We start from the raw sequence: 8,201 nt of genomic DNA on the forward strand, positions 1-8,201 counted from the left end.
GGGGCGAACGGCTGTTCGCCCGAAGGGGGGAAGCCATCTCACAGGCGCAAGGCAGAAGGCAAAAAGTGGTCGGTCTGCTAACTTGGGCTAGTCACATTAGACAAGGTTCTCCGTTAGCCGTGGTTCTGTCCTCCGAAAGAAACATCGTTGCAAGTTCCACGATGCAAGTTGCAAGAAGAAGCCAGACCTCTATCTGAAAGAGCAATGATATGTGTCATCCCGCTCTCACAGTCATCCTCGTGCTTCTGGCCAGGATCTGGGCTTTGGTCTTGACGAAGGACGGGTCCATGATCTTGGACGGACAACGAAGGACGGTTTTTCACAGCGATCAGCGGGTTTTCGTTCTTCAGCGAACAGCGGCTCTTTCAGCGATCAGCGAACAGCGGCGCTTCTGCAGGAGCACTCCAAGGCAGGCTATCAGAAGTTGAGAGCTTTTGATTTCTCATTCACAGACGATCCCGCTTCACATAATTCTTCAGCTGCCTATAGAAGTTCTCTCTTGTTCCTGCCAAAACAATTACAACAACCTGTGTCTCGTAATATATTCTATAAGCCACTTCATATTTCGTTTTCTCATAAAAGAAGTGCCTGCAGAATAATCCGGAAAAGTCTCCAGACTTTCGTTCACCGGCATATGGCTCATCCCTGATGCCAAGTAGAACTCTGTAATATTGCTCTCTCAGTGGCTTTTCCCTGAGCTTCTTGAAGTACTTGGAAACAGCACTGGAAAAACGCACTTCAAACAACTACTTCTTCCCCTCTTCAGAAAAGACCTCAGCTAGACTAAGACTTTTTCTATTTCCTTCAGCTATTTCATCTGCTTCCTTAATCATGGAGACAATTGCCGGTCTTATTTTATTTCGCAACTCTCTGAATTTTGAAAGAAGTTCTTCTCCGGAATATCCTCTTGAAATGAGCTCTGCAAGGATTTCTTCAGAAAATTCTTCTCGAGACTCCTGCAATGGGCGAATTACTATTTCATTTTCCCGAAGAGTACATTCAGCCTCCCTTCCAAATCCGAGTAGCTCGTAATACTTAAGCGGGATTGTTACTTGTCTCTTGTCGGACACTCGGATTATCTTGCGTTTCTCGATCTTCTCTTTCTCAGTATCCTTGGCCATTCATTTGCTCCTTTCGTTTCCAAGATTAGTCGACTCAATTATATCATTTACCAAGGTACCAAGTTTCTCGGAGAACAACTTATTCTAAGAATACATACAATCGTTCATCTTCGATATTGATCAACTTAGTGACCGAAGAACCTTTGAAGAAGTGATGCTGGGAAGTAAATCCCAGGAAGTGATGCTGGCACTTACGCGCCAGGAACAAAGCGGAGAGTTGCCTACCGATCTTCTTTATCTGTAATCCCATTCAGAATCATATTCTTCTTGTAGGGGCGAACGGCTGTTCGCCCGAAGAGGGGGAAGCCATCTCACAGGCGCAAGGCAGAAGCCAAAAATTAGTCGGTCTGCTGTGCAGGCCAGTAAGGCTTCGCCTGGCCAGTCTCGCCTTCGGCGAGGCCAGTTCCGACTGCGTCGGCCTAAAAGCCGCTTGGATAAGAAACGCTGAAGGCTGTACGCTGGAAAACGAAGGATCGGTTGGAAGAGCGGGTCAGGAAATACGGGTTACTAGGAGCGGGTTACAGAGTGCGGGTTAGAAAGATCGGGTTGATGAAAGCGGTTTATCAGAACGGAGTATTGAAGAGCGAGATGCTGAAACAAGTAAAGACGAATTTGTGGGCATATTCGGAGGACGGGGGACCGTTGACGGACAACGTTGTCTCCCAGCGCTCAGCGGGTTCTTGATTTTAAGCGTAAAGCGGTTTTCATGGAACGTGTCGGTCCCTACTTTGGACTAGTGCGTAGGGTCAAGAGATGGCGCGGTGTAAGTACAGACCTTGTGAGGCCAGGCTGTTTACTCCCCTTTCGGGAGAGTGTCCCCCTCAAGCGGGGATTTAAGATCAAGAACGTAGAGATGCATGAAACCGTCTTCATTTGATAATGGTGATCGATTCTGGAACTAATGAACAAGATGATTGAGTTTCAGAGAAGATGATGTGGGTAATGAAGACCAGCTTGAGTGAGAATCTCGGAGCCAGAGAAAGTGTTTTGGGCTCTCACATTCAACCGTGCAGTAGAAGAAGGAACTGATGAGAACAAGCTAAGGATCTTGATCATAGTTCAAGAGTGTGTAAGAAGCAAGGATCAATGAATCTCATGATTTTGGTATAAAGTCTGACTAATGAATATCTGGCTGCGCAAGGAACTCTGTTCTCGAAGTATCAAAAGCAGAAAATTGAAGAGGCGTGGGGTGTTCCCACGCCTCAGTGCATCGGCTTTTCGCCGTGCGCAGGCTCTATGGCCTAGTGCGTGACACCCTCGTGAGGTGGCCGCAGGAATATTATAAAACATTTCAACGTCTGGTATCAAGTATTCTCTTGAGTAGATTTAATTATGATGCATTACGGTATTCAGTGTGCTCTCTGCTTACGATCCTTGTTGCTTCAAAGGTCGCTGTAGACTTCCTCACCTTCAATGAACACTCTTTCTGCCTTCGCAGCAAGGTTGAATGGATGATTTGTCCAAACCGCAATATCTGCGTCTTTTCCGACTTCGAGTGATCCGACCCTCTCATCTATTTTCAGAATTTTCGCTGCATTTATTGTGACCATCTTCAGTAAGTCTTCCTCTTTGGAGCCGTAACGAAGGGCCACTCCCAGCTGCACGTTCGTATTCTCAAGAGGAATCACTGGGTGATCACACATAAATGCAGCAAGGACGCCTTTTTCATTGAGTATTCTGGGTGCATCGTAACTCATATCCTTAAGCTCTAGTTTCGTTCGGAAGCCAAAAATCGGGCCGAGAACGACCGGAACATTGTTCTCTTTGAGAAAATCTACTATCTTGTAGCCTTCCGTCGCGTGTTCTATTACCAGATCGAAATCAAACTCCTTAGAGAGCCTGATTGCAGTAAGAATATCATCCTGTCTGTGAGCGTGAATTCTAGCAGGAATCTCTTTCTTCAACACTTTTTCCCCCACTTCAAGCTTGGGGTCGAAATCTGTGAAGGGTTTGCCCTCTTTCTCTGCCGCCTTCTTCTTTTCCATGTACGCTCTAACTTTCTGGAGGTAGCCACGGATAACCGCTGCCGTTCCCAGTCTTGTCGACGGTGTTTTCTTGAAGCCCTCACCATAGACTCTCTTGGGATTCTCACCAGTTGCCATTTTCAGGCCCGCCGGGGAACGAACGACCATATCATCGACTATCAGAGTTTTCTTGAACTTGAAGATTGCCCCCTGTCCACCGACTGGATTGGCGCTGCCTGGAACGACCATTACGGTCGTGACTCCTCCAGATAGAGCTCTTTTTATCGCTGCGTCTTGAGGATTGAAGGCATCAACAACGGAGACATCCGGAGTAAGGGGGTCCGTCGCTTCGTTACCGTCTCCGTAGTAGCCTCCAACTCCCTCTTCGTAAATACCAATGTGAGAGTGTGCGTCAATGAATCCAGGAAATACGTACTTGCCCGAAACGCCTATAACTTCGGCCTCAGGCTCTTCGAGTCCTTGTCCTATCCTTTCGATCTTTCCCTTACTGATCAAAATATCCCCTTTGAAGGGCTCGGAAGTGATGGGGTAAATAGTCCCGTTCTTTAGTAGTATTGACATATAGGACCTCCTTCATTGAAAGTTATACAATGATTGTATCAGACGTGATACGTATTACAAACTTATAATTGAGCTTTCATTTCAACAAGTTTCTGAGAGGGGAGTAAATATGCTTGAGGATGCCGTTGGAAAACAATATTCGAGAAGTGATGTTGAGCGAAACTGCGCTGAGGCGATGATCTACGGAGCAGATGACGAATATAGGCTCAACCTGCCGGAAGAGGCATTCTATACCATGGGGGCCTTTGGAGGTGGAATGAGAATCAAAAGCATCTGCGGAGCTGTTACGGGCTCTCTAGCTGTAATAGGAATTCTCTTCAACAGCGAAGTATATGTAAAGCAGGAGAGAATGAAGCGAATCGCGGAAGAATTCCTAGAAGAATTCGAGAAGAAATACGGACATCTTGAGTGCAGTGTACTTAGGGATAAGTACAGAGATCCAATAATTGGTTGCGAGACCACAGTAAGAATGGCGGCAAAAGTGCTTGAGAAACTGATCGAAAAGTATTCCGGAGAGATTACCTATGGTGTGAAGTGATGCGAGTACAAAAATCAGGACGCAAGGCTGCCTTCGGTAGGAGGCGAGGCCGACTCCGTCGGGAAGTGATGCCCGGGGGAGCATCCGGGGAAGTGAGCCTGCTTCGCAGCACGCCTCTCAGGTCAACCGTCAACGGTCCACCGTCCTCCGAAAAGAGAGTTAAGGACACGAGATTAGGAGAGAGGACGAGACGGAAGAGATGAGATCCCGTGCAGAACCCCCAAACAGGAACATTTTGGGGCAGGCTCTACGGGATGACAATCTTAGGTGATTCTGTAGGGGCGAACGGCTGTTCGCCCGAAGAGGGGGAAGCCCTCTCACAGGCGCAAGGAAGAAGCCAAAAATTTGTCGGTCTGCTGACGCAGGCCAGGCACATTAGACAAGGTTCTCCGTCCAAAGATCCGCTGGTCGCTTGCCAGGAGACGCTGAACGCTTGGAAGAGCAAGGGCATTAAGAACAAAGTCAACCGTCAACGGTCCACCGTCCTCTGAAAAGAACTCTCCTCACAAAACTCTTCTGTAGAAATCTGGAGATGTATTCAACTCTCTGGTATGAAAGCTATTTTGTGGGCAGAGATTAAAAGCTCAACAATCTTGACATGAAAGAATGGGAAGAGCTCAAGCAGGCAAGTCTCTGTTTATATTCTGCAGCAAACAAGTCTCTTGGTGTTGTGCAACTGGACAGGAAGAATGGGCCGAAATGCTCTGCGACAAACCATCTCTCCTCTTTACGCAAGAAGCGAAGTGACCCGCTAACACACGTCATTTTGATATATTCGTTGTGAACATGAAATGATCCTATTGTATGGTTTGCTATCACAAAGATCGGGTCGTTCGCCCCTTTCGATTACTCTGCTGTGTTTTATTCAGGCTAAGTCAAATTGTATATGTTGAGATGACGTGCTTTCTGTGAGGAGAACCTTGAAGAGAGTTGTACCGGCTTCTTCCAAGAGTAGTTCTATAAAGAAACTTTCTGGCAGGAATGTCTACTACTATGACGTTCTTTTCCGAAGCAATTCTCATAGCGATAGGATTCGATACAGGACGTTTAAGCCTGTGGGATGCCTGCCTTATCCTCTTGTAACGCGTCTTGATAGCATTGTGAACAAAAAAGTCTCTAACCAGCCCAGCACCTCTGAACTAGAATCGCGGGGCTCACTCTCACACGACTTTCAAAAGAAGATCCAGCAAGACAACGCACTCAAAACTTATGAACCGCTTGCTCCTATAGACTGCTCTTAACCCTATACTAGGATTGAACGCATACAATGACGGTATCGTGTTACAGTTCTTTCTCGTATAACTGCTTTGTGTATTTAAAGACTTTGCCAAACTTCCATGTATGATCATAGAACTTCACATCCAGCTTCATCTGCATATGTCCCTCAACAAGAAGATCAAGGTTAAGTATGTTGTTTTCGAGACTACCCTGCAGGGCGAAAGGAGTCTCCATCTCTGGTCGAAGAACACATGCGATTGTCACTCCAGGATAGGCCTTGAATCCAACCTCGCTTGTCAGATTCGGAGATGTGTCGTATTCATAGTCAAGATCGATACCTTCAGAATGGCTGAATATGCCAGACGCATGACCCCAACTATGAACTCCCGTCGGTATTATTTTCCACTTATATTCAACTTCTGCCCCAACATCGTAGTTAAAGCCAAGTTCCAAATTCAGTTCAGGTCCAAATTCAAACTTGAGCTCAGCAAGAGTTGCAGCCACTTCATAGAAGAAATATACAGGGACGCTCACCTTTACAGGGATTCCGGAAACGCTGAACTCAACAGAAGGTTCCGCTAGCTTGTACGAGTCATCATTTTCAAAACCTACTATTCCCTCTATACTGAGCAGAGAGGCTAGACTCATGGGGAAGGATATTCTTCCTGACGAGCTGAATTTGTCCACACTGTCATGAAACGATATTGATATGTCAACGGAGAGCTTGAAAATATTTCTGATCTTCGCGGAAATTTCTTCATCGTCAACAATTTCAACATCCCATTCTTTCCTTAACATCTCAGCACGAATGCTTTGGGGATCAATTAAATACTCTGAATCAGAATACTTCGTCAATATCTCCGTTAGTTCTCCTTCAATCTCAATTATGACTGTTCCCAGAGCATCTTCAAGAGCGGCCTCTACTGTGGTCAAGACGATTCGAGACGGGTCCGAATCGTCAACAGATTCGACCATTCTCACAACTCCGTATTTTGCATCGAGAACGAAATCTCCCGGCGAGAATTCTGGAAGATGGTCTGTCTTATAAAACACCATTTCATCTTCCGCATCTGTGTCTCCACTTGTTATTCTGTGATAGAAGGATGAGTTAACCACGTGTGACTTCGGGCTCGAAGTGCTTATTGCCAAAACCCCTTTAGGATAGCGAGAAGTTTGCGTTATTCCTGGTTGCTGAATTCTAAACACAACTCTTCGGAACTCTTGTTTAGATGATATCTCCTCTTCAGGGACTGCTTCTGGCAGCTCATGAATGAACGACATAAGACATGAGTTCGTTATTACCGCGTGGCTGGCGTTAACTCCAGTATGATAAGATACACCACTGAATCCGAAACCTTCCGAAGCGCTTGAAAAACTGGCTTCTCCTTCCACCATATTCAAATGGACGGAATCCTCGCTTTCGATAACTCTTCCATCCTCATCATAAACTAGATACTCGTATTCAACATCCTCCTGGTTAACATCGCGGATATACAAATATCCAAACTTCTTGTTTACGATTGTGAGAACATAAAGGTCATCTCCCTTGTCTTCCCAACCGTAGCTAATATCCTGAAAAGCGATCAAGGTTCCCTTATGAAGGTGTGAATAAGAAGGATCCGAAGGATTAAACATCAAGCTACCGTTGTAGAATGCACCCTCCTGGAGCTCTTCAAATGCTATCCTCACCACTTGTGGATCGGTCTTGACACACGCTGAGAGAAAAAGTATCGGAAGAAGGAAAGAAAACAATATATATCTGAACAGTCTGGTTTTCATGATACACCTCCCGTTTATAACAAGCTATTAAAGACTATCACGATCGTAAAATGCCCCCTTTCATTGACTAGATCTCAGTACACGCCGTGTACAGCTTTCTGGATAGACTGATGAACGAAAAGCTCTTTCAATAGCTAGATTTTAGCACATGCGCCGCTTTTTCTTTGCCACAAGCTATAGCATCACAAATAATCCACTCAGAAAAGTGAAACGTTAAATAAAAAAACCATTGCCTTTCGAGACATTAAAGGCCGGTCGCTATTTTCACCAACTGAGAAAGAATAGAGAGTCAACAGTGAGATCTCGACCAGTTTCCCTGAACAGGACCCCAAATAGGACCCCCAAACAGGAACATTTTGGGGCAGGCTTTCAGGGCAGGCTCTACGGGATGACAACCCCTTCTCAGGTCAACCGTCAACGGTTCTCCGTCCTCTGAAAAGAGAGAGAGTTAAGGACACGAGATTAGGAGAGAGGACGAGACGGAAGAGATGAGATCCCGTGCAGAACCCCCAAACACGAACATTTTGGGGCAGGCTCTACGGGATGACAATCTTAGGTGATTCTGTAGGGGCGAACGGCTGTTCGCCCGAAGAGGGGGAAGCCCTCTCACAGGCGCAAGGAAGAAGCCAAAAGTAGTCGGTCTGCTGTGCAGGCCAGTCGCCTTCGGTGGCCAGTCTTTGCTTCGCAAAGGCCAGTTCCGACTTCGTCGGGCTAAAAGAGCTGCTGGAAGATCGAAGATCCGCTAATCGCTGGGTAGAGCAAGGTTCCGCTGGGAAGATAAAAGAGTACCTCTCGCGCTGAAAAAACCATGTTGGCCGTAATCGGTTCGCTGTTTTCAGAAAAGAAAATCAAGGAGCGGGTTGGTAGGAACGGGTTACGAAATTCGGGTTACTAGGAACGGGTTATGAACAGCATCGAGCAACTCTTGTCGTCGAAAGCAAATGTTTATGGTGAGTCGTGAACAGTTCCGATCCGGCGTGTGCCAAGAAGGCGAAGAAG

Annotated in this window: 5 protein-coding genes; 1 reads left to right on the forward strand and 4 read right to left on the reverse strand. The window is 46.3% G+C overall.

Annotation, left to right across the window (positions count from 1 at the left end; genetic code table 11):
- Window positions 1–446: 446 nt before the first annotated feature.
- The 3 genes from B3K42_RS08280 to B3K42_RS08290 form a co-directional block, all read right to left on the reverse strand.
- Window positions 447–737 carry a type II toxin-antitoxin system RelE/ParE family toxin gene (locus B3K42_RS08280; RefSeq protein ID WP_258367502.1) on the reverse strand — a complete coding sequence of 97 codons (291 nt, stop codon included), beginning with the start codon at window positions 735–737 and terminating at the stop codon, window positions 447–449.
- Window positions 738–746: 9 nt separating this feature from the next.
- Entirely contained in the window at window positions 747–1,070 is a 324-nt protein-coding gene (locus B3K42_RS08285; RefSeq protein WP_292598216.1) for a hypothetical protein, read from the reverse strand.
- A gap of 1,433 nt (window positions 1,071–2,503) precedes the next feature.
- Window positions 2,504–3,667 (reverse strand): amidohydrolase, encoded by a 1,164-nt coding sequence (locus B3K42_RS08290; RefSeq protein WP_110990221.1) that lies wholly within the window; start codon window positions 3,665–3,667, stop codon window positions 2,504–2,506.
- 109 nt (window positions 3,668–3,776) lie between these two features.
- On the opposite strand from B3K42_RS08290, the gene B3K42_RS08295 reads away from it, so the two are divergent.
- Entirely contained in the window at window positions 3,777–4,205 is a 429-nt protein-coding gene (locus tag B3K42_RS08295; RefSeq protein WP_110990222.1) for a C-GCAxxG-C-C family (seleno)protein, read from the forward strand.
- Between the two features lie 1,281 nt (window positions 4,206–5,486).
- Here the strand turns inward: B3K42_RS08295 and B3K42_RS08300 are convergent.
- Window positions 5,487–7,202, reverse strand: a complete 1,716-nt coding sequence (locus B3K42_RS08300; protein ID WP_110990225.1) for a hypothetical protein — start codon at window positions 7,200–7,202, stop codon at window positions 5,487–5,489.
- Between the last annotated feature and the right edge of the window lie 999 nt (window positions 7,203–8,201).

The sequence above is a fragment of the Mesotoga sp. UBA6090 genome, assembly GCF_002435945.1.
Taxonomy (GTDB): Bacteria; Thermotogota; Thermotogae; order Petrotogales; family Kosmotogaceae; genus Mesotoga.

What these genes read in the sequence shown, in the direction of transcription:
- B3K42_RS08300 (WP_110990225.1), bottom strand. Translation starts at nt 7,202, where the DNA reads ATGAAAACCAGACTGTTCAGATATATATTGTTTTCTTTCCTTCTTCCG.
- B3K42_RS08290 (WP_110990221.1), bottom strand. Translation starts at nt 3,667, where the DNA reads ATGTCAATACTACTAAAGAACGGGACTATTTACCCCATCACTTCCGAG.
- B3K42_RS08295 (WP_110990222.1), top strand. Translation starts at nt 3,777, where the DNA reads ATGCTTGAGGATGCCGTTGGAAAACAATATTCGAGAAGTGATGTTGAG.